The sequence below is a fragment of the Leptospiraceae bacterium genome, assembly GCA_016708435.1.
Classification (GTDB): domain Bacteria; phylum Spirochaetota; class Leptospiria; order Leptospirales; family Leptospiraceae; genus UBA2033.
The window spans coordinates 21,941-47,036 of the sequence record JADJFV010000015.1; the positions used below are offsets into that span (position 1 = coordinate 21,941).

Annotated in this window: 18 protein-coding genes; 9 read left to right on the top strand and 9 right to left on the bottom strand. The window is 35.8% G+C overall.

Going from position 1 to position 25,096, the window contains the following annotated elements:
- Positions 1–101: 101 nt before the first annotated feature.
- The 5 genes from IPH52_16815 to IPH52_16835 are packed head-to-tail and all read left to right on the top strand — an operon-like array spanning position 102 to position 5,946.
- Positions 102–1,808, top strand: a complete 1,707-nt coding sequence (locus IPH52_16815) for a formate hydrogenase (GenBank protein ID MBK7056670.1) — start codon at positions 102–104, stop codon at positions 1,806–1,808.
- The gene (locus IPH52_16820) at positions 1,805–2,686 is read left to right on the top strand and encodes an NADH-quinone oxidoreductase subunit H (GenBank protein ID MBK7056671.1); all 882 of its coding nucleotides are present in this window, start codon (positions 1,805–1,807) and stop codon (positions 2,684–2,686) included. Before IPH52_16815 ends, IPH52_16820 begins: the two co-directional genes overlap by 4 nt.
- Positions 2,683–3,300, top strand: coding sequence for a formate hydrogenase (locus tag IPH52_16825; protein MBK7056672.1), 618 nt, complete (start codon positions 2,683–2,685; stop codon positions 3,298–3,300). The genes IPH52_16820 and IPH52_16825 overlap by 4 nt, the downstream gene beginning before the upstream one ends.
- Positions 3,297–4,514: a formate hydrogenase gene (locus tag IPH52_16830; GenBank protein ID MBK7056673.1), complete on the top strand. Its 1,218-nt coding sequence runs from the start codon at positions 3,297–3,299 to the stop codon at positions 4,512–4,514. Before IPH52_16825 ends, IPH52_16830 begins: the two co-directional genes overlap by 4 nt.
- Positions 4,507–5,946, top strand: coding sequence for a metal (Ni/Fe) hydrogenase large subunit (locus IPH52_16835; GenBank protein MBK7056674.1), 1,440 nt, complete (start codon positions 4,507–4,509; stop codon positions 5,944–5,946). Before IPH52_16830 ends, IPH52_16835 begins: the two co-directional genes overlap by 8 nt.
- A 19-nt stretch (positions 5,947–5,965) precedes the next feature.
- Here IPH52_16835 and IPH52_16840 read toward each other — a convergent pair whose 3' ends face one another.
- The 9 genes from IPH52_16840 to IPH52_16880 form a co-directional block, all read right to left on the bottom strand.
- Positions 5,966–6,595, bottom strand: a complete 630-nt coding sequence (locus IPH52_16840) for a LysE family transporter (GenBank protein MBK7056675.1) — start codon at positions 6,593–6,595, stop codon at positions 5,966–5,968.
- A gap of 1 nt (position 6,596) precedes the next feature.
- On the bottom strand, positions 6,597–8,213 hold the full coding sequence (locus IPH52_16845; GenBank protein ID MBK7056676.1) for a SulP family inorganic anion transporter: 1,617 nt from the start codon (positions 8,211–8,213) through the stop codon (positions 6,597–6,599).
- Between the two features lie 8 nt (positions 8,214–8,221).
- Positions 8,222–9,046 (bottom strand): 4Fe-4S binding protein, encoded by an 825-nt coding sequence (locus IPH52_16850; protein MBK7056677.1) that lies wholly within the window; start codon positions 9,044–9,046, stop codon positions 8,222–8,224.
- Positions 9,043–10,494, bottom strand: coding sequence for a metal (Ni/Fe) hydrogenase large subunit (locus IPH52_16855; GenBank protein ID MBK7056678.1), 1,452 nt, complete (start codon positions 10,492–10,494; stop codon positions 9,043–9,045). Before IPH52_16855 ends, IPH52_16850 begins: the two co-directional genes overlap by 4 nt.
- Complete coding sequence (locus IPH52_16860) at positions 10,484–11,704, bottom strand: formate hydrogenase (GenBank protein ID MBK7056679.1); 1,221 nt, start codon at positions 11,702–11,704, stop codon at positions 10,484–10,486. Before IPH52_16860 ends, IPH52_16855 begins: the two co-directional genes overlap by 11 nt.
- Complete coding sequence (locus IPH52_16865; GenBank protein MBK7056680.1) at positions 11,695–12,327, bottom strand: formate hydrogenase; 633 nt, start codon at positions 12,325–12,327, stop codon at positions 11,695–11,697. Before IPH52_16865 ends, IPH52_16860 begins: the two co-directional genes overlap by 10 nt.
- A gap of 37 nt (positions 12,328–12,364) precedes the next feature.
- Positions 12,365–13,234: an NADH-quinone oxidoreductase subunit H gene (locus IPH52_16870; protein ID MBK7056681.1), complete on the bottom strand. Its 870-nt coding sequence runs from the start codon at positions 13,232–13,234 to the stop codon at positions 12,365–12,367.
- A gap of 29 nt (positions 13,235–13,263) precedes the next feature.
- Positions 13,264–15,039 (bottom strand): formate hydrogenase, encoded by a 1,776-nt coding sequence (locus tag IPH52_16875; GenBank protein ID MBK7056682.1) that lies wholly within the window; start codon positions 15,037–15,039, stop codon positions 13,264–13,266.
- A 111-nt stretch (positions 15,040–15,150) separates the two neighbouring features.
- Complete coding sequence (locus tag IPH52_16880; GenBank protein ID MBK7056683.1) at positions 15,151–15,483, bottom strand: hypothetical protein; 333 nt, start codon at positions 15,481–15,483, stop codon at positions 15,151–15,153.
- A 292-nt stretch (positions 15,484–15,775) separates the two neighbouring features.
- Here IPH52_16880 and IPH52_16885 point away from each other — a divergent pair, with 292 nt between their 5' ends.
- The 4 genes from IPH52_16885 to IPH52_16900 are packed head-to-tail and all read left to right on the top strand — an operon-like array spanning position 15,776 to position 25,066.
- Complete coding sequence (locus IPH52_16885) at positions 15,776–16,117, top strand: STAS domain-containing protein (GenBank protein ID MBK7056684.1); 342 nt, start codon at positions 15,776–15,778, stop codon at positions 16,115–16,117.
- Positions 16,118–16,149: 32 nt separating this feature from the next.
- The gene (locus IPH52_16890) at positions 16,150–19,173 is read left to right on the top strand and encodes a hypothetical protein (GenBank protein MBK7056685.1); all 3,024 of its coding nucleotides are present in this window, start codon (positions 16,150–16,152) and stop codon (positions 19,171–19,173) included.
- Complete coding sequence (locus IPH52_16895; protein ID MBK7056686.1) at positions 19,166–19,777, top strand: DUF1318 domain-containing protein; 612 nt, start codon at positions 19,166–19,168, stop codon at positions 19,775–19,777. Before IPH52_16890 ends, IPH52_16895 begins: the two co-directional genes overlap by 8 nt.
- Positions 19,778–19,780: 3 nt before the next feature.
- Positions 19,781–25,066, top strand: a complete 5,286-nt coding sequence (locus IPH52_16900) for a SpoIIE family protein phosphatase (GenBank protein MBK7056687.1) — start codon at positions 19,781–19,783, stop codon at positions 25,064–25,066.
- The last annotated feature ends 30 nt before the right edge of the window (positions 25,067–25,096 follow it).

The following is a 25,096-nucleotide window of genomic DNA, read 5'->3' on the forward strand; positions in this document are numbered from 1 at the left end:
ATCATGACACCGAAAACTACTTTGACTTGAGTATTTAATCTCTATTCGAAAAATATAATTAATCTAAAATCACTTTAGATTCTACAGGATTAAATGAACCTATGAACATCATTCACGCGATAGTCGGAATATCTCTTTTTCTACCAATACCATTTGGACTCTACTTAGAAAGAAACTTTTTAGGAGAAGACTTTCCTATTCTTTTTGGCTTACTCCTTCAAGGTATCCTAGGAAACATTATTTTATTCTATGTCCGAGGCTATGAACATAAAAATCTAAACAAAATTTTCTTCGGATACTTTATTTTTTTCTTAGGGCTATCCGGGTCTTATCTATCAGGAAAAAATTTCTTACTTCTTTTCTTCTGGGAAATTTCAACGGTAGGCGCCATATTCATTTATCTCGGTGGACCTTTTACTGTGAAAGGCATTAGAAGTATAGTTGCACTATTTCTCGCAAGTAGTATCTCTATGGTCTTACTCTGTGTATGGATTTTTTTACCGGAAAATGATCCAACGGGATTTTACTTTTTACTCATTGCTTTGCTTATTAAATCTGCATTTTCTGGGTTGCATCTATGGCTTCCCGAAGCCCACTCGGGACCGCCGGCTCATGGCTCAGCAACCTATTCGGGGCTAATGATCAATCTCCCCTTCATTCTATTTCTCCGATATAGTCCCACGAGCCTCGCGACTTTCGGTCCAATCGAGTTTTTAATTTTCTTTTCTGGACTTGGAATTTTTTTAGGAGGAATCTCCTCTTTCTTTCATTCAGATTTAAAAAAGACACTTGCTTATAGCACTGTAGAAAATAGCAATTTTCTTTGGCTTAATCTTTTGATTTCTAAGTTTTGGATGGGCAATGAAAATCCAATCCTAAGCCAGCTTGGTTATGCTTTTCTCATTTTGTTCTATATCACACTAACGCATCATTCTATTTCCAAAATATACCAATTTCTTTCCTTTGGTTATTTGGCAAAACTCGGCGGCTCTACTAATACAGACGAATGCAAAGGAATCGGCAGAATTTCCGGCTTACCGTTCTTAGCCTCAAGCATGGGAAGTCTGAGCTTTGCAATGATCCCTGGAACCGTTGGTTTTCTTTCTGAATCCACTTTTCTCTATTTAACAACAGTAGTCATAGATCTTCCCTTATCAGCGTCTACTCTCATTTTGCCGGCACTGGTATTTATTTGCACAGGACTAGTCGTTGGTAGTGCGGCTCATCTAAAGCTTTTCCTGACTCTACTTTTATCTGTTCCAAGAAATCCACCGAAAGAGCAATTAATACCTTCTCCCTTCTTATCTAGATCCTTATCTAGCATTGGTATATTAATATTAGCCATTCCTATTCTGATATGGATTCCTTTTTATTCTTTTGATATTCTTCGTTCTAACCTTTCATCCAATTTCATCTTTTGGATTTTTCAGGTTTCCGGCATATCTATATTAGTCATTGCATTCGGGATAATTGTATTTACGACAAAGTTTTCTCATAAGATTAAAACCAGACAACTCTGGGATTGCGGAAGTCAGTTTCGTGGTCATGAAGTTTCCATTCCAGGCTCTGTCATCTCAGATCCAATGTTTGAGACAATGGGAAAATACTTACAATTGGGTAGCGGAGAATCACGAATAGACTCTTCCATATTAAATTTAATCACGCGAATCTTGAATCTTGGGAGATTCTGGAGTAAGTTTTTTGAGACAGGAGATTTATCTACCTACCTTTTTCTTTCTGCTGTTGGCTTATTATTTTCAATTGGAATTTTATTGGCATACCAAAGCTTTCTCGGGGTAAATTTATGAACAATCTTACATTGACAATTTTCATAATGGTCATAACTTTTTTTACTCTTCCGCTTTTTACGGGCGGCATTATTCGCAAAGTGCGCGCAAGGGCGCAAGGAAGAAAAGGTCCGCCTCTTCTACAGAATGTAAACGATATTATCCGCTTGCTTCAAAAATCTCCAATTGACGGAGTCCTTTCTGGAATCTTCTGCGAAATAGGTCCTGTGTTTGCCCTTTTTTCATCTCTGATGATTTGGTCTATTGTAGTTTTTGAATGGTCTCCCTTTATCATGATTCCTTTTTTTCTAGGGCTACAAAGAATTGCACTCACAGGCTACGCAATGGAAACCGGCACTTCTTTTGGAGGACTCGGCACCTCTAGAGAAATTTTACTTTTCATCGCGACAGAGCCTATCATCATTTTCTTAATCATTGTTGCTCAATCCAAAATGTCGATGGTCTTTTCATGGGTTGGATTAGTGTTAGGTGCACTCTTTCTTTCAGTGAGCATTGTAGCAATATTGGCTGAATTAGCTAGACCGCCGTTTGATGACCCTAGAACTCACTTGGAATTAACCATGGTGCATGAAGCAATGTTACTCGAAGCTTCTGGAAAATCCATGGCGTTATTCGAAATAGGATACCAAATAAAAATTGCAAGCTTTATGACTTTTATCACAAAACTTGCATTAGAACATTCTCATGATATTTATGGATTGGAAATTCCTTCCTTTCTCACAAACTTGGTTTCCTTCGGGGGCGCACTCCTGTTAGCCGCTGTCATAGGATACTGGGAAGCCGTTAGCTCTAGAAGAAAATGGACTTGGGTTCCCGAAACCATCGGCTTAACTTTCTTATTCTTAATTGTCTTTGGAACATTGGTAAAACTAATATGATATTTGATTTAATTTACTTACTACTTCTTTTGACTGGAATCATTATCCTAGTAGAGAATAGATTGTCCAGACAAATCATTGTGATTGCAGTGCAGGGCTTTTTACTTTGCGGCTCTGTCTTTCAAGTGTATAACTTCAAAGAGTTTCACTTCTGGATGTTAATCGTTCTTATCCTCACCTTCAAAACTTTTTTGACTCCTTATATCTTAATCACGACTTTAAAAAGACTGAAGATGACCGAGCATACAAATCCAAGATTTGGTTATTTTATTACACTTTTACTTTTTATTCCAGGTTTATTTGCTGTTTTAAAAATCAGCAATGGATTGAAAGAACTTCCTGTGCAAATTGATAAAGTAGGTTTAATATATGTTTTGCTTTTAATCTACCTTGGAATTTTAACATTCATAGCCAGAAGACATTGGGTAGTTTTAATTATTGGCTTTGTTATGTTTGAGAATGGTGTATTTCTACTAACGCTTATTTTAAACAAAGGCTTACCATTTGGAACAGAGTTGATTGCATTCGTAGATGCGCTTCTTGTTATCGTTGCGGCGGTATCATTGCAAACACGAGTAGATTTTTATAAAAATTTATTGAAGGATAGAAGATGAACCTATATACACTAACAGCCGTTAGCTTTGTTATTTTTCTAAATCTCTTTTCTAGCGTTTACTTCGCATTTACCAAAAGTGATGCGAGCGTGCGACGTTGGTCTCCCCTGATTGGGGCATTTTATTTTGTATTAATCATCTCCTGGTTTATGACAGATTTTGCAACACAGTGGGTTTTGATTGAAGCCTGCACTCTCATCGGAGCCCTTCTCATCTCCATGAGTCAAAACGAAAAGGCGACTAACGTTGCTTGGAAATTTCTATTCTTAAATTCTTTCGGAATGGGCATTGCGTTTTTGGGATTGGTAATTCTTTCTTATGGAGTTCACAATGTTGTATCCATGAATATCAATGTCATCATGCAAAATATCCAAGCAAAACAAAATCCAATTATCGAAGTAGGGATTTGGCTCATTGTATTTGGATATTCCACAAAACTGGGATTATTCCCGAATCAATATTGGGTGAGTGATACTTACTCGGAAAGTCCTAGTCAAATATCCGCATTGTTTGCGTCCTTAATTCCAGTTTCGGTTTCGATTGCTCTTCGTCCGCTTGTAAAAATGGATGAGCTAATGCTCATTCCCCACTTCAGTTCAAAAAACGCCCTACTCGTTATGGGAGTGGCGACAATGATTTATAGTATCTTAACACTTTACCAAGTGAGAGACATACGGCGAATTACCTCTCTGATCGCACTGTTTCACAACGGGGCAATCGGTGTTTTCCTCTGGCTCAATACTTCGGATGAAATTTTTTATTTAGCTCTTACGAGTCTGGTTGTAATTAAAGCTTTAATTTTTGGATCTCTTGGAGCTCTTCGACTAGATTTATCAAGTAGAATCATTGACGATATAAATCCAAAAGATGGATTACATCCAATTTCAAAATTTATATATTTGGGTTCCATATTTATGGCGTTTGCCGTTCCAATTTCTCCCATGTTCTTATCGGACATGATGGCAATGCGTATGGCTGTCAAGCATTCCTATTACTGGTATACGTTAGTTCCATGTCTTGGAATTACATTCTTCGCAATTACACTTTATAAAATACTTCCAATCATGAACATAGATTCGAGAGGTTTCAAACCTGAAAATATAAAAATGATTAGAATACGAATTGGCTTAACTTTGTTCTTATTCGCCATTGCAATTCTAATTGCTGCCTACGGATTTTATATGTTCTCAACAGGAGGACTTGACAATGCCTAAATCACTCCGATATAATATAAATACTGGAATTTTCAAGCTCGATAGAACGGGAGAATACTTCACATTTGCCCAAAGTCCAACGAGTATCAAAATGAACTCTGTAAAAAATTTCAAGGCAGAGGATAATTACAATAATCTGGAATATCCATTAGCACTACTTAGGCATAGCCTTGGAAAATCCGGAGGCGAACTCGAAGACTATAGCCTCGATCCAGATTATCTAAGAACAGAAGAAAGAAAAAGAGAATTGTTTGTTGCGGTTAATTCTGATAAGACGCTAAAGAATTTAGAATATCGAGGGCTAAAACTTCCCATTGGAAATAATAGCTATTACCATGTAGTTGGTCCTATACACGCTGGAATTATTGAGCCAGGTCATTTTCGTTTTTATGTTACAGGAGAAGTCATCCAGTTTCTACATATTCGATTAGGATTTCAAAAGCGTGGAATTTATAATTTATTAAAGAATAGAACTGCAATGCAAGCAATGCCATTAGCCGAAGCTATTGCATCTGATTCAACCATTTCCTATGCAACAGCCTTTGCAAATGTATTCGAGCAAGCAGCCGGCATGAAGTTATCGGATGAAACAAAACTTCTGCGATTAGTTCTTTTGGAAATCGAAAGAGTAGCCATTCATATTGCCGATTTAGGAGCCATTGCAGGAGATATTGGTTATTATCCTCTACTTGGAGTTTGCTCTACAGATAGGGGAGTTCCACTCGGGGTAATGGAGACCTTGACCGGCTCTCGTTTTGGAAAGGCTTGCATTTTCCCCGGAGAGGTTAGATTAAAAAAAGATTTTTCCAAAGAGGAGCTTATGGCTCTTTGTGAAAATTTAAAAAATGCATTTCATCGAGTCGAGACACAAATTCTAAGAGCACTCAAATCTTCCACGATTCGCGAAAGGCTTCATGACTGCGGAACGATTAGCCGAAACCAAGTCTACCGAAATGGTTTTGTTGGCATGGCTGCCAGATGCACAGGAGTAACCCAAGATCTTCGTTTATCAGAAGAGCTTTATATTAAGACAGGCATGACTCTCTGGTTAGAAGAATACAAAGAACAACTATTAGGCGACGCATGGGCAAGATTTTATTTGCGTTATGCGGAATTAAAGAACAGTGTTGACTGGCTAATCCATATTTTACCCAAGTTGACTCCATCCGCTCCCGCAAGAGGAGATTTCTTAATTCAAAAGAAAAAGAAATTCAAACCTGGACTTTATTATTCTTCCGTAGAAGGCTGGCGCGGTCCTGTTTTAGTAGCACTAGACATTTCGGTTGAAGGAAAAATTCTACAGTCCTATGTGAGAGATCCATCCGTTCTCAACTGGCATGCTCTCGAACTCGCTGTCCGCGGTGAGTTAATCGGGGATTTTCCGCTCAATAATAAATCTTTTAATTTGAGTTATCTTGGTGTGGATTTGTAATTCATAGAATAAATTTGTTTTAGCGAATTATCGTAAAAAGTATTTTTCCAAATTGAAACAGTGCTAGCGAAATGAATAAAATTCCGATAGCACGATTTAAAATTTTCATTCGGATTTGTATTTGTTTTAGAATTTTACCAACAAATAGAGCAAATACCAATAAACAAAAGAAAGTTCCGAAAGCTACACCTGACGTGTAATATAGCATATCCGCAGTGGAATGAAATTTCACTAAATCCTGTTTCTCTAAAAAATTAGATAATACAAGCCAAAAAGGAATAGCCTGCGGATTTAAGATGCTTAGGACAAAACCCTTACGAATGACTTTAAAATAGGAATGCGACAAAGATATATTAGACTCTATAATGCTTTTCTCTTTGGCATTTATGTTTAAAACTCCTAAAACAAAAAAAGCAAACATCGTAATATAAGAAAAGATGTAATTTAAAAAAATATTCTCCGAAAGAAGAATTTCTCCTTTGATTGCGAGATAGGAATAAAAGAATTCAATGAAACTAGCGGATAAAGAAAAGTAAACAACCGATCTAAAATTAGTTTTAAGGTAAATTTGAAGAGCAGTGAGATTGATAGAGCCAAGTGGAATTGACCCTAAAAAGCTCACTGCAAAAGCGGTGAAGAAGTTGAGCAAGTTATTTTTTTGCCACTAACTTCCTTGTTGCATTTGGATGATTTGAAATTGGAGTCAGTTCATCTAGACCTTCCACATATACCTTTCCACCTTTGCCTTCATAATACAATGTGAAATCGGCAAGATACTCTTGAGCCGCGTGTCCAATAACAGTAACGTTTGAAAGATCAATAGTAACTTGCTCACCTAAGGGTAAACCATACAATGCATGTTTTATAAATATGTAATTGGAAAAAACTAATGCTTTGTTGATTGTAAGTCTATGATTTTTACCTTCCGATTGAACCGTAAAATCAGCCTTTAAAATGTTTTTGATTGGCAAACCATAATAAATCAAAATCAGAACTTGAGCCACCATACCACCCGCAACTCCAACCAATAGATCTTCAACTAATGTAAGAATAATCGTAATTATAAATACGATAAACTGATCAATTCCTTTCTTATAAGTATGAATAAACTCCTTTGGAGATGCAAGTTTAAAACCTACCATGATTAGTATAGCGGCTAACGCAGCCAGAGGAATTTCATGCAATACTGCCGGAAACAAAGATATGAAGATAAGTAAAAACACACCATGGAAAAAATTTGACCATCTAGTCTTTGCTCCATTGTTCACGTTAGCCGAACTTCTCACTACTTCTGCAATAATGGGAAGACCACCTATCATTCCTAAAATAAAATTTCCAGCGCCTTTAGAAATTAATTCTTTGTCCATATTACTACTTCTTTTGTATGGATCCAATTTATCAATTGCTGTAGTGGTTAATAAAGATTCAATGCTCGCTACTAACATAATGGTAATCATCATTAAGAAAAAATCTAATGTAAAGACTTTTGAAAAATTCGGAGTAGTAAAACCGTCTGAAATATGGGCAGGAAGATTTACTAAATTCTTCGGACCAACTTCATAGGTCTGTTGCAAAAAAGTAAATGTATGTTGGTCTTCTAAATCAAAATAAAGCCCAATCCCCATTCCCACTAATACAACTACAAGTGGACCTGGAATTTTTTTTACCCAGCTTGCTTTAATTATTGGAAGCACTATAAGTATAATAATCCCAACGACTCCAATCAAAGTTATTTGAGGGTTTAATTTCATTACACTGGAAGGAATTTCAGCAAGTAAGCCCATGATTGATTTTGCTTGAGGAGTAACACCAAGCATTACATGAATCTGCTTAGAAATAATAATTATCCCAATTGCCGCCATCATTCCATGAATAACCGACCCAGAAAAGTATACACTTAAATTTCCTGCCTTTAAGAGACCGAGGATAATTTGAAGTAGCCCTGCAATCACGATAGCGGCTAATGTTAATTCAAATCCTAATTTAGCATCTCCACCTCCAAGCACATTAATGGAATTAACCACAACAGCAATTAACCCTGCCGCAGGTCCATTGATCGTTACGTAAGAGCCACCAAGCAAGGAGGCAACGATACCACCCACTATACCGGCAAAAAGACCGGCCATTGGTGGCGCACCTGATGCGAGTGCAATTCCTATACAAAGAGGTAATGCAATTAGAAAAATGATAAAGCCAGACATCATGTCCGACTTCCAATTTTCTTTTAAACCTGCAATACCATCTAGAGGTATATTCTTGTTATCCATAAAGTCTCCTATTTAGTTTCCCTCAACTTTGCAATTCGATCTTTTAAAGCAAATTGAAACGAATACTTAAACTGTCCCATTAAAAAGCGAAATGCATTTAACATAACATCCGGTCGTGGTGGATCTCCTCCGATAAATAAATCCGGCTCTTTAGGTCTTTTACCCATTGGAAAGATTCCGCCGGAGACTGCCTCTGTGCCTGCTGCAATTAAAGCTTTCGGCTCTGGCATACAATCCCAAGCTGTTTGCAAAGGTCCCGCCATATTCTCACTTACCGGTCCAGAAAATAAAACAGCATCTGCATGTTTTGGGGAAGCAACACTTCTAACCATTTGCCCTTCTGAGTCAAAGAAGTTGTTGAAGCTAGCGCCTAATTCCCATTCAACGCTATTATTTCCGGCAGCGGCAACTTCCCTGTAATTAAAACCTCTTGTCTTTGTTAGCTTTTGAAATACGCCAACATTTTCTGGAGTAGGAAATTCCTTTGGAACAAAATCTCCCTTGACATAAGAAATTTTTAATTCGTCGCGGTTAAAGGTAAATGCATATACAAGTCCAGAATTTTCTAATTTCTGAGAAGGACAAATATTTACACAAATTCCGCATTGAAGACAAGCACCATAATCAAAGTTCAATTCTATATCCGATTTAACTTCGATTGCCTTGGTCGGACAATTTGTTTCGCAAGCCTTGCAGCTCTTACAGGTTCCAACAGTTGCGGCTTTGGATGGAACTGGAACGCCCCTTGCATTCTGATTTACCGGCGATGCCTTATCAAAGTCCATCGTCGTATGTCTCTTAAATAAGTTTTTTATTTCGTAAATTCCCATTATAGATCAAACCCCACATAGCTTAAATTAAACGATTTATTATTGAGCGGAAAATCACCAATTAACTCTCCTCTCACTGCAAGTTCTAATGCATGCCAATTCAAAACGGAAGGATCTCTAATATAAGCCTCTCCAATTTGTCCTTTAGCATTAATATCAAGCGCCACTAGAACCGATCCGCGCCAGCCTTCTACACTCTGGAAATAAATTCCTGGTTTAAATTTATTTGCCTTCTGCACAAGCAAATCACCCTTACCCGCTTTGGTTGTATCTAATTCGGGAAGAATTTTTTCTAACCAAGCAATAGAATTTTTTACTTCCAAAAATCGCAGATAGAATCTCGCCCATGCATCTCCATTCAGATGCTCTCTTTCTAAATTCAAATCAAGTGGATACTTTGCCGTTTGGTAAAGTGGTTCGGAATAGCGCATATCCATTCTTAGCCCCGTTGCTCTAGCAGGCATTCCAATAATACTGTTGTGTAAAACTTGAATCTTTGTAAGCCTTCCACATTCATCTAACCTTTCTCGAATTGTGGAAGAATTGACAGCCCTCATAAATTGATACTCTACTCGACGAAAGCAGTTAATTAGATTAGCCGCTAACGTTATTAAAACAGAAAGATTCAAGTTTTTATTGAGTCTAACTTCCCCGGGAAAAATTGCAGCTTTACCGAATCTAGACCCAGTCAATGTTTCCATGACGCCAAGAGGAACCCCTCTATCCGTAGCGCAAACACCTAAAAGCGGATAATACCCAATATCTCCAGCCATTGCTCCTAGATCACCAATATGCACGGCAACTCTTTCCACTTCAAGCAAGACCATTCGAATTAGCTTAACTTCATCTGATACTTTTAAACCTGCTGCCTCTTCATAAATTCGAGAGAACGCAGTCGCATAGGCAACCGCTGTGTCTCCCGATATTGCTTCGGCTACAGGCAATGCAGCTAATGGAGATTTTCCTTTCAATAGATCCAAAATATTTCTCTTTTGAAATCCTAAACGTATATTCAAATGCTGAATGTTCTCACCAGTCACACTGAATCGAAAATGACCCGGCTCAATGATACCCGCATGAATCGGACCTACAGCATGAGAGTAACTATCCGGCGTTACCTTTACAGAAATTCCTCTAAAGTTCAAATCTCTAATTTCTGAATTTCCGACCATCGAGCGATCTAGTTCTAAACGTCTTCTTTCATTGCTATTCCTGAGAGACTGTATATCGACTTCCGAATAATTTTCTTCGCCACCCTTCACTCCAAGGCTATGCTTGAGTAGCCACATAGGAAAACGAGTTTGTTTTATAATTTCTTTAAACTTTACTTCCTTCACCGGAACCATTTTCACAGAATCATTCGTTTGCAAAAATTTGAAATAAGATGATGTTCGCTTATTATAAAATAAGCCAGTTACAATTTCGTATGAATCAAACAGATTATTGGGCATTGGAAAATCCTCCATTAGAGAGATTGTATACTCCATAAGCACCTATCGCCAAAGCTAAAATCAAAATTAGAAAAGTAAGCATCATCCTAATTCGCAAAGTTCGATTGTATTGCGGTAAGAACTCTCTCGACTTAATATTGAGTAGAGGCAATAGCTTGTTAAGTGCAACAAGAAAAAAAACTAGTCCGAGTATAGGCACAATTATAATCCAAAATTTTTCACTCACAAATCCAATTTTAAGAAGAAGCAAATCGGCAACAAAAAAAGGAGAAAAAGGAATTACGAATGCCATTCCTAAAGAAAAAATATAAAGTGCCGTTGACCATCGATTTAATCCCTCCTCTGGATTAACCTCTGTTAGTTCTCTTGTCCCAGCATCTATTCTAAAAATTCCCATCGCAGAGAATAACAACGCTTTAACAGTAACACTTGCAGAGAGGGTATAATAAAATACTTCATCCGGTGGATTTAAGAAAATGAATACAGCCAATGCACCACTGTGAAATAAAGCAATCTGTGCTGTTATCCGCCGAATATCATTTGTTTGATTCAACGTCCAGAGACTATAAAACATTGTGACAACTCCTAGAATCAAAAGCCCGCTCGCAGAACTAAAATGAGGATTTGAAAACTGATAATCCATCTTAATAAATGCTCTCATTGCAATTCCTACAGTTGCAGGAAACAAACAGGATATGACAGAGGAAATCTGGCTTGGACTTTCTGCATAAGTATCACTTACCCAAAAGTGATTTGGGAATAATCCTAATTTAGCGCTATATCCAAAAATTGCTAGCCACATCCCTGTCTCAACAAGTCGGTTTTGATGGGAATTTATCTGCGCTAGTATTTCATTGCCGTTAGTGGTTACTTGCGAATGAATACCAAAGCTAACAATGATTATCCCTATAAATGCCAAACTTAATCCAAAAGAATTTAAAAGCAAAAACTTCCATGCCACTTCGATTGATTTTTCATTCCGACTCATCGAAATAAGAAGTGCGCCAAACAAAGTAGTAGCCTCAATTAAAACCCATTGCAAGGCAATATCCTCCATCCACCAAGACATCAAAACCACGATGAATAATAAAATAACAAGTCCTGCCCAATAATTAACCTTTTCCTGACTCTTTGTAAATGCAAATAGCAAATTCAAAAAAACTAATAGAAAAGTAATTCCTGTAATTATGCTCAGTATACCTAAGTCCATAGTGAATTGTCTCCCATTTTTTTAATAGAATCTCCTCGAATTTGTAGTGCAGCTGCCGCCACAATCACAAGCGAAGCATCAGTAAATGCTCCAAATTCGATTCCAAAAGGAAGACCGTTATGTAAAATCAGCGTTAATAGAAAGATTCCATTTTCGATCATAATAAAACCACAAATCAATACAATCCAATGATTTCTTGAAATAAAAGTAATCACTCCTAGATACATCAACAAAAACACATAGATGACTCCAATTTTATCAATACCCTGTGGTAATTCTCCTAAACCATTGACTACTCCAATAGAAGCAAGGAGTCCAAAAATAAAGAAGAAGAAATTTGCCAAAAAACCAAAACGGGGTTTTGTATGAACATTCATCTTACTTTTCTTAATCGACCAGAGCAAAATATAAGGAGTCAGTGTTGCTTTAAAAATCAACACCATCGCAACCAAAATCCAAGTATGGAATTCATAAAAACCATGCAATTGAAATATAGGGATAACGAGTAGTAACCCCTGCAAAGAGATCAAATATAGAATTCTCTCTTTCCTGTTTTCCACAAGAATAATAATTCCCGTTAGAACCAATAATAAATATACTAAATCAAAAAAGTCTAATACCATGTTCTAATCCTTTTGAATGTAATCATGTTTATCCTCATTATAATTTCACCAGAGTTCCTAAAACCAAAATGAATAACAGGGTAATCCCCATTACCTCCGGTATCCATGCCCATTTCCTTCTAACACTAATTGATTCCCAATACCCGATCATTATTGCGATAAGTATTGCCCCAAAGAACGCTATTATATTTTCTGTAGATTTTGAAATTTCATTGTCTGCAAATTTAGAATGCTCAAGTCCAATTCTTACAACGAGAACAAATAGAGTTGAAATTTTTAATTGGTAGCCTAATTCGAATAAGCCCATTGTTTTTCCAGAAGCTTCCAAAAGCATCGCTTCGTGCACCATCGTAAGCTCTAAGTGAGTTCTTGGATCGTCGAAGGGAGGTCTTGCAAGCTCGGCAAGCACAGCAACCATGAGCGCACCTAGAAACAATGCACCGACAATTACTCCAACAAAAGAAATACTAAGCTGCATTTTACTTTGCGAAACAAGAATGCTTATAAGTAAAATAGGCTCAGAAGAAATCGAAAGTAGAATTTCTCTCGAAGTTCCAAGTCCTCCAAAGGAGGAGCCCGTTTCCATTGCAAAGGCTGTTGTTCCAATTCTTTGTAATGTTAGAAAAAATGGAATTAAAATGAACGGCATCCACTCGTATACCGCAATTGACCACATAAGAATTCCTGAAATACAAACAAGAGCAGGAGAAACTTCTGAAAAGAAACCAGAATTAAAACCATCGACTGGTTTTTTCTGTAAAAACCGAAGGAGGTCATAAAAATTTTGCAGAAGCGGCGGACCTTTTCTTCCTTGCGCCCTTGCACGCACTTTACGAATAATTCCACCTGCAATAATGGGAAAGATGATAAAAATTAAAAAGAGGATAATATAGTTTAGTTTTTCCATGTTTATTCCTATAAAATTTTACTATGACATTATATATGAAGCTTTAAAACAATAATGAAGAATAGTGATAGCAAAAACGAGACAGTCGTAAATAATAAGTAATAAGAAATTTCTCCTGCTTCCACTTTACCAATCCAAAATCTTCCAAGACCCAGAGATGAGATTAACGCATTATTAATCGCATTGTCGAAATACAACTCACCTCGCTTATCAATAAAATATCTTCCGAATGAGTTATAAACCGGATCTGAAATGACTGAACCAGGTATAGAAAGTTCAGCTCCACCGTAATTATTTCCACAGTCCCAACTTCTTCGCTTCTGAATTTTATGCGACCATCGAAAGAAGGCTAGACTTGCAAAAAGAATTGTCATCCCAATCGAAATTAAACTTAGCTTATAAAGCCAAGTTAACAAAAAGGTAGGAATCCAATTAGCTAGAATAGCTCCGTTTCCTGAAAGGATATTTACGCATTCATACGCCGAATTTGCGCTGCAAGTAACAAATCGATTCATAACAAATAATGGAATTATTAGTAAAATCGGAATCATAAAAATACTTGCTCCAATAGCATGGAGTGAGGTAGAAATTCCTCTCGGAACGGGAGATTTATTTAACTGTATTTCGGCTGCTAATTTTTTATCAGGAATCGAAAGAACCATCGGAAGATACATACGAATATGCGCTGCACTTCCAAGCACAAGTCCAGTCAGACTTAAAACAACAGATAATAGAAAGTAAACCGAATCATCCAAATTGGATAAATCAATCGTCTTCGAAATTAGAAAAAGCAAAGTTCCTTCTGCCACAAATCCAATTGTACCGGGAAGAGCAGCAAAGCTAAGTGTTCCAAATCCCAATTCTAAACTAGAAAGTCCGGATACTCGTCCTACTCCTTTGCATAAATCCAAAACATTTGTTTTTGCTTTTTTGCAAAGATAACCAATGGCAAGAAATTGAAATGTCTTTGAAAAAGAATGGTGTAATAGCATTAAATAAAACAAAACTAGAAAAGATTTTCCAAGAGAAGAATACTCTTCTACATCACTAGCAATCCAAAACGAAGCAACAAAAAGAAATAAACACATTAGATTACTTTTTTCGACTGTGCTATAAGCAAGAGACTTCTTTACATCCTTGCTAAAAAAGGAAGCCAAGCCGCCAATAAAAACTCCCACACCCGCCAATGGAATCAGCAAATGACTATAAGGAATTTCATTCCACCAACCCATAACGTATCGCACAAATAAGAGCAAGGGGAGATTTAACATTAGCCCTGAGTAAGATGCAGAAGCGTGAGAGGGAGTGCCTATATGCGCTTCCGGATACCAAATATGAGCAAGAGAAAAAGCTGATTTAATTAATAAGCCTATCATTAAGAACGCATAACCAGCCTTACCCTCCGGCAGAAAAACCCAAGAAGCAATAAACACCATAGAAGTGCAGCTAGCTAAGAATAGCGCCAAAACACTCTTAACCGCTTTCTCATGAAATCCCTGTCCAAAATAAAGTAAAACTGCTCCCAGTGTTGACACTTCCCAAAAAACCGGAAGCCAAATACTTTTGCCAGAAAGAAAAGAGCCTGAGAGACCGGTAAAAAATAACAAATACCCGATCATTACTTTTAGCTTATCTTTGCTTTCATCGGACTTAGCATATATAAGAATAAAATTTCCCAAGAACGCTTGCAGGCAAAGACCAAAGAATATTGGAAAGTCTAGTCCAAAAAAGTCTTTGCCCAATTTCCATCCAAGAAAAAAGGGTAAGAATAGAGATGAACCAATCAAAATGTGTAAAAAGCTCATAGTTTAATTCCTTAAGAATATTTAAAAATTATTTCAAAAAAAACATAGCTGATTTTAAGGGATAAGAATGTTATTTCTTGGTAAATCAACTGATTCTTTGCTATCGATTTTTCAAGAAAAGGAGGGAGGAGGAATACTTAGAAGTTTGAATGGGATTTTCTGAAAGAGTGAAAAACTTTGTCGAAGTGCTAGAGAAAGAAATTCTTCTCTTCGCAAAAAACAAAAAGAAAATAACTCAGTGAGACTAATCTTTTCGATGTCGTCGTTAAACTCAGAAAATAGAAAGTCATTTCCTCTATAAACCGTTGCATTTAATTCTGAATTGCAAAAAGTGACTTCTCTTTCGAATGCAATGTCCGAGGAAAAAACAGTCAGAGAATAAGGAATTAATATACTAAATAAAATTATGAAAGATAGAAGAGCCTCTTTTACTTTTGATTTCATTTACTTGACTGTTGTCCCTTGCTGTCATTTAGAAATGAGAATAAAAAATGACAATCAATTTAAAAAATACTTTACTTCTATGAATATAAATCAATTGTATTCGATTTATAGACCGTTCTGAATAAGAAAAATCATTGTTGATTTCACTTAAAACGGTCTTTCCAGTTTAGTAAACCGAGTAATCTGCCATTAACTTTGCATTGCTCTAGGTAAACTGTTCAAATTTAATTGATTGCCTATAGGCAAAGAATAAGGTAAAAGAGCTTGTCTCTTAATTTAAATAGTTAGGGTTATGAAAATAAAAGTTGTCTTAAAAAACGATGTCCACATCATAAAAATCGAAGGTCCTATCAAAGCAGGGAACGAATTTGAATTGGGTGAAAAAATTGAAGAGTATATCAAGAAAGGTAAAGCTCCTAAATTTATCATCGATCTAAAGAAAGTTCCTTTTATCAATTCAGCCGGACTGGGTATTTTCTTAAATATCTACAAACATGTAGATGGGTTGAAAGGCAGAATGGTATTTGCCAATCTGAATTCTGATATTGAGAACTTGATGGAGATTACAAAACTAGCAAGCATCTTTGAGATTTTCAAAACCGCAGATGAGGCATTGGAATCCTTTGACTTCTAAAAAAACCGTCCGTGAGACTCCTAAATTTAAAAATGCTGACTGGCTTTCTAAAAAAGAAGTCAGTAATTTTTCTAATCTGTCTCACTCTACTCTATAACACTGTATTCAATCGAGTTATAGGAAATTACCTCCTTACTTATATTTTTCAAAATTTTTCAACCGGTTCCTATCAGGGCAAAGTAAATCAGTTTTCTCTTCTTTACGGAATCGAAATTGAATCGCTTACGATTCGATCTGGCTCTGACTTCGACAATCAAGTTATTCTATCCTGCGATAGGCTTGCAGTTCTATACAATCTCCCCTATCTTTTCTTTGGCAAATTAAAACTTTCCGAAATTTCTCTAACAAAACCATTCATACAAATTTTAGAAAAGAGCGGCAAATTAAACGTTGCCACGCTTTTCCCACCAGGTCAACCAAAACCCAAAGACCCTCCAACAGAAACAACTCCGTTAGAAGAGATAAATCTCTATTTACCGGTGAGTGCATATGTAAATTTCTTCATTGAAGATTTAAGCTTTCGAATGGAAAAAGAAAAAGGCGAAAAGTATTTTTTAACAGAAGAAAAAAATTTATACTTAAAACTATTTGTCGCAACAAAAAGATTTAGAAAAATTCCTTTGAACACAAGCATCGTTTCCATTTTTGAAACAATTCAAATCTCGCTTAATCCCACACAGGAATTACAAGTTTTATTTCAAGACAATCACAATGAAATCAACCAACCAATTGCAAGCTCGCTTGTTCTTAATTTAGATTCACGGGCAAATCCACCCGAATTTCATTCAAAATTAAATCTAGGCTCAAACCAAATCGGACTCACTGTGAAAAATCGCAAGTTACCGCCATTTGGTTTAAATCTTTCCTATGATATGAACTATATTCCCGTAGATGACATTCTTCAGTTGAGCGATCTGGCAATTGTTTTTGATAAAAATGAGTGGCTAAGGGCAAAGGGAAAGATTTCAAAAGCAATTACAGAAGAAAGAGAATTTGATCTTCAAATTTATAAATCTAAAATCGAATTATTGCCGGTAGCCTCTATTTATAAGCAAATTCCAGGACTTCCGAACTTTGACTTTAGAGGCAACTTAGAACTTGCCCCCATTTCAGTGAATGGGAAAATGAATTCTCTATTAACAAAAGCAGACATAAAAATAAGAGACCTTCTCTTCCAACAAAATAATACCTCTCACAATGTTCCTTTTCTAAATCTAAACGCAGAGGCTAATCTTGATTTGGCAACAAGGGAAGAACCAACCAAAGAAAATCCCGTGCCTCTCCTACGAACTGCAAATCTGAAAACAGATTTATCTTACAATACACTACTGGCTGATATCTCCGCAGAAATAGACAATGGAAAGAAAATCCAGGTTCTATTAAATCTAAAAAGTTTATATCTAAAAAATTTCGTAACTGGACTCGGAGGCAGGCTCACAGGAAAAGCCACTGTGAATGGAAATAAATTCTCCGATTTGGATGCATCTGTCAATGCGTCAATTAACTCGCTGGACTATTTAGTAAAAGGTAGTAAGTCTGGATTAAACAATATCGACTTATCCTTATTAGCCGGCATATCACTTGGAGAAAAATTTTCCTTTCAATCAGCAAATATTAAAAGCATTTCTCTTAAGATTAAGAATGAAGAATACCTAGAAGCTCTCGGACTCTCTATCAACGGAAAACTATCCATGAATCCGAAGCTTGATTTGTTTGTAGACAAACTTGCGTTAACTCCTGATTTAAATCGACTCATTCCAATTCTCCCCTTGAGTCTAAAAGAGCAAATCGCTCCACTAAAAAAAACAATCGGCTCTCGTCCTACCCTTGATGGTAAAATTCATTTCAAAGATTTGTTAGAATCAATGCTTATTGATGGAGCTTTTAAAATTACGCTTCCAGGAATCAATATAAACGATTTTAAATCTGATTTCTCAGTAAAAATTGCAAAAGATATTTCTGGGGAAATTACAATTTCGAAATTCACTTTTTCAGCACTCGGCGGAGTTCTGACTGGAAATGCAAATGGAAATCTAATTAAACGGGCTAATCAAGAAAAACCGCCACTCGGTCCTTATTATCCAGCCCTTACAGCTTCCATTTCTCTCAATTCCGAGAAACAAGTTGAAATTTTAAGTGGAATTAAAATGAACGGCGCGATTAATATTGATTTGTCTCTAAAAGATTATATAGCGAGAGGAAAGCTTGCATCTAAGGATACTAATTTTGTTTTTTACTCAGGCGCGTGCAAAGAAAATGATTATACTCAATGCAATCTAGTCTACATCAATAGGATTAATCTTGATTTTCCGTTTGAGCACAATCTAAAAATTACGACTACAAAAAATTTAATCGAAGGCAACAAATCCAAATACATTAGCACGTATGGACAAAATCTACCACCAAACTTCACCATTCAAAATGTAATCGGCACGCATCCATATATTCAGAATGATCTTTTTAAATTCTTGCAAGAAAGTGGAGTGCAACCGGGATTTGCCGCAAGACTCGATTACAAAGAAAATGTTCTAAATGTAAACGCCCTGCGGATTTCAACCTTAGATGGATTCATTTTTGGTAAAGACATTCTTTTTAACGTTGGAAATGCAAATGTAGACGAAATGGAATATGCCGCTACAATTCAGATCAAAGATATTGACTTAAAACAACTTCTGCCTGCAAAATCTAGAAAAGAAATCGCAGACGGAAAAATAAAAGCCGATATAAACCTCTCAGGAAAAAATCTCAAAGATCCAATTGCAAATTTGAATTTATTCTTCAGTGTTTTTAAAATCGGAGAAGATTTTGGAAAAAGTGCTATTCGAATTGTGATCCCACCGAATCTACTAACCGATGGGATAATTGGAAGTTATTCGCAGATCAATAAAATTGAAGTCGAATTATCAAAAGGACTTGTATACGCTGACATTTTATTTCAGCGGTCGATTCTTTCTACTGTCTTCATGGGCATTGACAATAATAAAATTTCGCAAGAGAGAATGCCACTTGCCAACTTCCTCAATCGAGCACAATCGGAGGTATCAAAATATGAGTAAAAGATTTATAGCAACCTTACTAATGCTAATGCTTTTGAGTATAAACTGTTTTTTAAATTTAAAACCTCCTCCAATTACCTTTACGCAATCTCAAACGGCTGCCGAAAAGCAAATGGTCGGTGAGGATAAAGAATTAGAGAAGGATGGATGGCTTATCTCTTCGATAAAGACTTCTTCTTCGGGATCAGATGAATGGAAAAAGGATGCACTTCTTTATGAAGAAAGCGAATTTAAGGATAAGGATTATTATGCGTTACTCAGTGTAATAGCTTATCTAGCTCCAGAAGTAAAATCCTATAAGGCGAAAGGATTACTCGGAGAGGGGCTCAATGGACTTTTACAAAAACCAGCGGTTACTCTCGACAAGTCTACACTCGATGAAATTTCCTCTCCCGAAAAAAAGAAACGATTAGAAGAAGTTTCCAAATTAATCAATGACTCTAGAGTAAGAATTTATGAAACCAGAATTCTATCTTTAACAAAATCAGACAAACCCAAAGAAGACTTTAACAAACTCAAAGAGAAAATTATTTTATCCAATTATAATAATTTGGAAACGGGAGAATACTACGAAGTCGCAAAGGGAAGTTGGACAAAAAAATAATCCATGATTTCCGTCCAAGGTTTTACAATAAAAGAAAAGGTTTTTGAAAACCAAAATACTATTATATATAGAGCAGTATCCGATGATACCAAGTCTACTTTTATTCTAAAAACACACCGAAGTAATTTTCCGACTAACAGAGAAATTGCCGCATACAGAAAGGAATTTGAAATTACTTCCAAGCTTCAAATTGACGGAATTCTAAAATCATATTTCTTAAAAAAAAATGGAACACAGTATACGATTATTTTTGAGGATATGGACGGAATACCGCTAAGATCATTTATTAGCAATAATAATCTTAGTCTCCAAGTTTTGCTAGAAATCTTTTTATCAATCGTTCTAATTATTAATCAAATTCACAAAAATAATATTATCCACAAAGATATTAATCCTCTAAATATTTTGATTCAGCCAGAAACTCTTAAAATAAAAATTATAGACTTTGGAATTTCTTCCATCTATAGCAAAGAAAATATTGAGCACACAGCGGTGGATTTTTTAGAAGGAAGTATTCCGTATATTTCCCCTGAACAAACAGGGCGAATGAATCGACCTATTGATTATCGGTCTGATTTTTATTCACTTGGTATTACATTCTATGAATTATTGACAGGAAAAACTCCATTTGAATCAAGCGACACTCTAGATGTAATTCATTCTCATATAGCCAAATCGCCAACGTCCCCCTTTCTACGGGCTATTACATATTATCCGGATAAAGAAAAAGTTCTAACCAAACTCTCTGATTTAATTCTAAGACTCTTAGCAAAAGATCCAGAGAAAAGGTATCAATCAGCAAATGGAATTGCCTATGACCTTACTAAAATTTTAGAATATGAAATGCAAAAAAACTCTGAGCATACCTTCCTGCTCGAAATTGGAAGAAATGATTTTTCGGGTAAATTACAAATACCCGCTAAATTGTTTGGCAGAGAAGAAGAAAAAAAGGCGTTGATTGATGCGTTTAAGCGAATTCTTCATGAATCTAGCGAATTAATATTTGTAAATGGACATGCAGGAACAGGTAAAGGCATACTCGTTCATGAATTGAGAAAAGAAGTTTTGAGTGTGGATGGATTTTTAATTTCAGGAAAATATGAAGAGGCTAATCGTGATATACCCTATTCCGGTTTTATTGCTGCCTTCAGAGAATTCATTCGTCAAATTCTCTTAGCGAATATGGAAGAGATTCAAAACTACAAGGATAAATTTCTACAAAGTCTTGGAAACAATGCAAAGCTCATAGCAAATGTGATTCCAGAATTAGAAATTATTACAGGAAAACTTTCTACTGTTGCAGATATTGATGATGCGGAAATGGCCAATAGATTTCATTTATCTTTTCGAAATTTTGTTCAATCGTTACCCGATACCGGGCATCCGATTGTAATATTCCTAGATAACTTTCAATGGGCAGACGCAAGGTCTTTTCAATTGTTATATTTTTTCCTCAACACGATGCACACGAAACACATACTATTAATTTGTGCTTATCAAACAAATGAGGCAAACATTCAATCGCCCGTAGAAAACTTTATTAGAGAAGCGAAACTAATATCCCCCGAAATCCAGAATATTAAACTTAGAAATTTAAAACTAGAAGATATTAATAATTTAATAGCGGAAACTTTAAATTATCCCAAAGAAAAATGCAAAGAACTTTCTGATTTGATTCTGTTTAAAACTCACGGAAATCCATTTTTTGTTACTGAATTTTTGAAATTTATATACACCGAAAAGTTTTTACAGCCAGTTGAAAAAAAAGAAGGCGGATACACTTGGAAGTGGAATGTGGATTCCATTCGAGATCTAAGGGTCAGCGATAACCTGGCCGATATTGTAACTTCTAATTTAAAACTATTACATCCAGATACAGAAAAATTAATTCAAATTGCCGCATGCTTTGGAAATGAATTTACAAGTGACATTCTATGCCTGATAACAGAGAAAAAAAAATTCGAAATAGAAGAATCTTTGATTGGTGCAGTCGCATCTGGACTTATTATTGTGTCAGGAATTACCTACCGATTCTTACACGAAAAAGTTCAATCGGCCGCATACTCATTATTAGGCGATAGAAATAAAATGCAATTGCATGCAAAAATTGCAATGATTCTATTAAATAAATATACTGAATTAGAAATAAATAAGCAAATCTTTTCAATTACAAACCATTTGAATTTGGGTAGAGATTTTCTTCCTTCTGAATTTCCAAGATTCAAACCTGTTGAACTAAATATAAATGCGGGTAAAAAGGCGAAAGCCTCGGCTGCGTATGAGCTAGCATACAAACATTTCATAAATGGAATCTATTTTTTAGAATCATCTTCCACTTTAGAATCCAAAGAATTAAAAATCAATACCTATATAGAAGCCGCAGAGTGTGCTTATCTTAGCAATCAGATCAATGAAATGCAAAAACTTCTAAATAGAGCGTTAGGCGAAACAAACGATCTAATCGTTAAAGCCAAAGTCTTTGAAATTAAGAATAAATTTCTTATTACTTCCGGTAATCCAACCCAGGCAATTGATAACACAATCAGTCTCCTACATGAACTAGATGTTCATTTTCCGAAGAAACCTAAATTATATCATGTTCTAATAAGTCTTGCAAAAGTCAAATTTGCGCTTAGAAATAAAAAAATTCGAGAATTAATTCATTATAAACAAGTATTTGATCCAAAAATAATTTCTATTATGCGATTGCTGTCTATTATTGGTTCAGCAGCTTATTTTTCCTCTCCAAATTTATTACCCTTGCTCATTTTAGAAAATGTTTACCTTTCCCTAAAATACGGATACACTTCATACACACCTTTCTCTTTCTCTGCGTATGGAATAATTCTTTGTGGAACGTTAGGCGAAGTGGATAAAGGATATGAGTTTGGAAGACTTGCTCTAAACATCTATGAAGATTTAGGTGGAATAAAAAATAAAACTAAGATTTTGCATATGGTGAATTCTTTTATTAGCCACTGGAAAGATCATCTGAAAATCACGATTGAACCATTATGGGAATGTTACAAGAGTGGGCAAGAAACTGGAGATTTAGAGTTTGCTTTTTACGGATTAATACAATATGCCTTTCATTCCTTTTTCGTAGGAAAAGAACTTTCTCCCTTAGAAAAAGAACTCAACCATGGAGTGAGGACATTAGAAAATCACAATCATATCTACTCAAAATACCAATTAAAAGTTTTTCAACTAACACTGATTGGACTTATGGATCCAAAGGAAAATCCAGTTACTATTTTACATCGATCCAAAAATAGTCTGGAAGAAAAAGACATAGATCAAGCATCTCTAAAAGGAAACGCTTTCTATTTTCATTTTTATAGCTTATTTCTAAATTTTCATTTTGGTAAATATGCCGACGGAATAGAAGATGCAAAGATTGCTGTTGGATTCTCCGAAACAATACGATCACTCGCGATATTTCCCGTTCTATTATTCTTACAGTCACTTTGCCTACTCCAAGAATACACAAATGTAAATTTCTTAAAGAGAAAACAATATCTCAGAACTGTAAATTCCAATCAGCGTAAAATGAAAAAATGGTCGCAACACTGCCCCGCTAACTTTCAGCATAAATTTCATCTAGTAGAAGCCGAAAAAAATAGAGTTCTAAATAATGTGTTATTAGCTATAGACTACTACGAATTATCCATTCAACTAGCAAAGGATGGGGACTTCCTTCAAGAAATCGCCCTTGCCAATGAACTTGCTGGAAAATTTTTTATGCGAGTAAATAAACCAAACCTCGCAAAATCATATTTAAACTCTGCACTCTATTACTACCATATCTGGGGGGCAATGGCGAAGGTGAAGCAATTTGAAAGACTCTATCCCGGAATTGTTGAAACCATTTACGAGGAAGATAAGGCGAGCGAAACAGAAAGCCCAGCATCCGTAATCACGCAAAGAGGCGATACAGAATCTTTCAATCTAGCCACAATGATAAAAGTTTCAGAGGCAATTTCTCGTGAAATACTTCTGGAGAAAGTCCTTGCATCTCTTGTTAAAACATTGATTGAAAATGCAGGTGCCGAAAGAGGAGTTTTAATTTTAGAAAGAGAAGGGAAATTATTCATAGAAGCAGAAGCATCCTTTGGCAAAAATGAAACATCCGTTCTTCAATCTATACCGTTGGAAAATGGCAATTTGCCGCTTACAATAATCAATTATACGATTCGATTCAGTGAATACATTGTATTGAACGACGCAATTGAGAGTGAACAATTCTCCAAAGACCCTTATGTTATAAAAAATAATTCACGTTCCATTCTTTGCTTTCCAATCTTTCACAAACAAACTCTATTCGGCATCTTTTATTTGGAAAATAATCTAAGTTCTTATGCATTCAAAAAAGACAGCGTTGAGTTTTTCGTAATGATTTCTTCCCAATCAGCCATTTCAATCGAAAATGCAAGACTCTATGCAAGTCTTGAATCAAGAGTAAACGAAAGAACAAAAGAATTGGATGCTTCGCTAAACCAACAGTATACGCTAAACGAAAACTTAATGAAAATCACGAGAGAGTTAAATCAATCATTCCAAAAAATAAAAAAAGATTTAGCACTTGCGAAGAAAATTCAAGATAGCATTCTTCCGAAAAATCTTGAAAGAATTAATTCTTTGCAAATCTCAACTTTTTACAGTCCTATGGACGAAGTAGGAGGAGATTTTTTTGACATCACGCAAGTCAATGAGCGGAAAATACGCATTTTCCTCGCAGATGCAACGGGACATGGTATCCAGGGTGCATTGATTACAATGGCAATTAAAAGTGAATATGAAAGCCTAAAAGCAAATATCGCTAGTCCGAGTGATTTACTTGGGATTTTAAACAATGAGTTTCTCAGAAAATTTCAATCCATCAATGCCTTTTTTACTTGTATCCTACTTGACATTGACCCAGTTAGCGGCATACTGTTATATGCCGCAGCAGGTCATCCCCCCCAGATTTTAGTTCAGCACGGTAATATTCAAAAGCTGACTTCTACTGGAAAAATAATTGGGATCAATGAAAATGTAAAATATAGACAAGATGAGTTTCGATTTACACGTGGAGATAAACTCTTTTTATATTCGGACGGAATTTTTGAAGAATTCAATTATGTCCGTGATGAATTTGGAGAAGAAAAGCTTTGGCACATTTTAAAAGAGCATGGAAATAATTCTGTGAGTGAAACTTTAAATTCAGTTGTGCAACAAGTCGATGACTTCCTCGGAAACCTACCACAAGAAGACGATATGACATTTATCGGAATAGAGTATAGGTTATAAATTTGCGATTGATGAATAACTGTGTGCGAA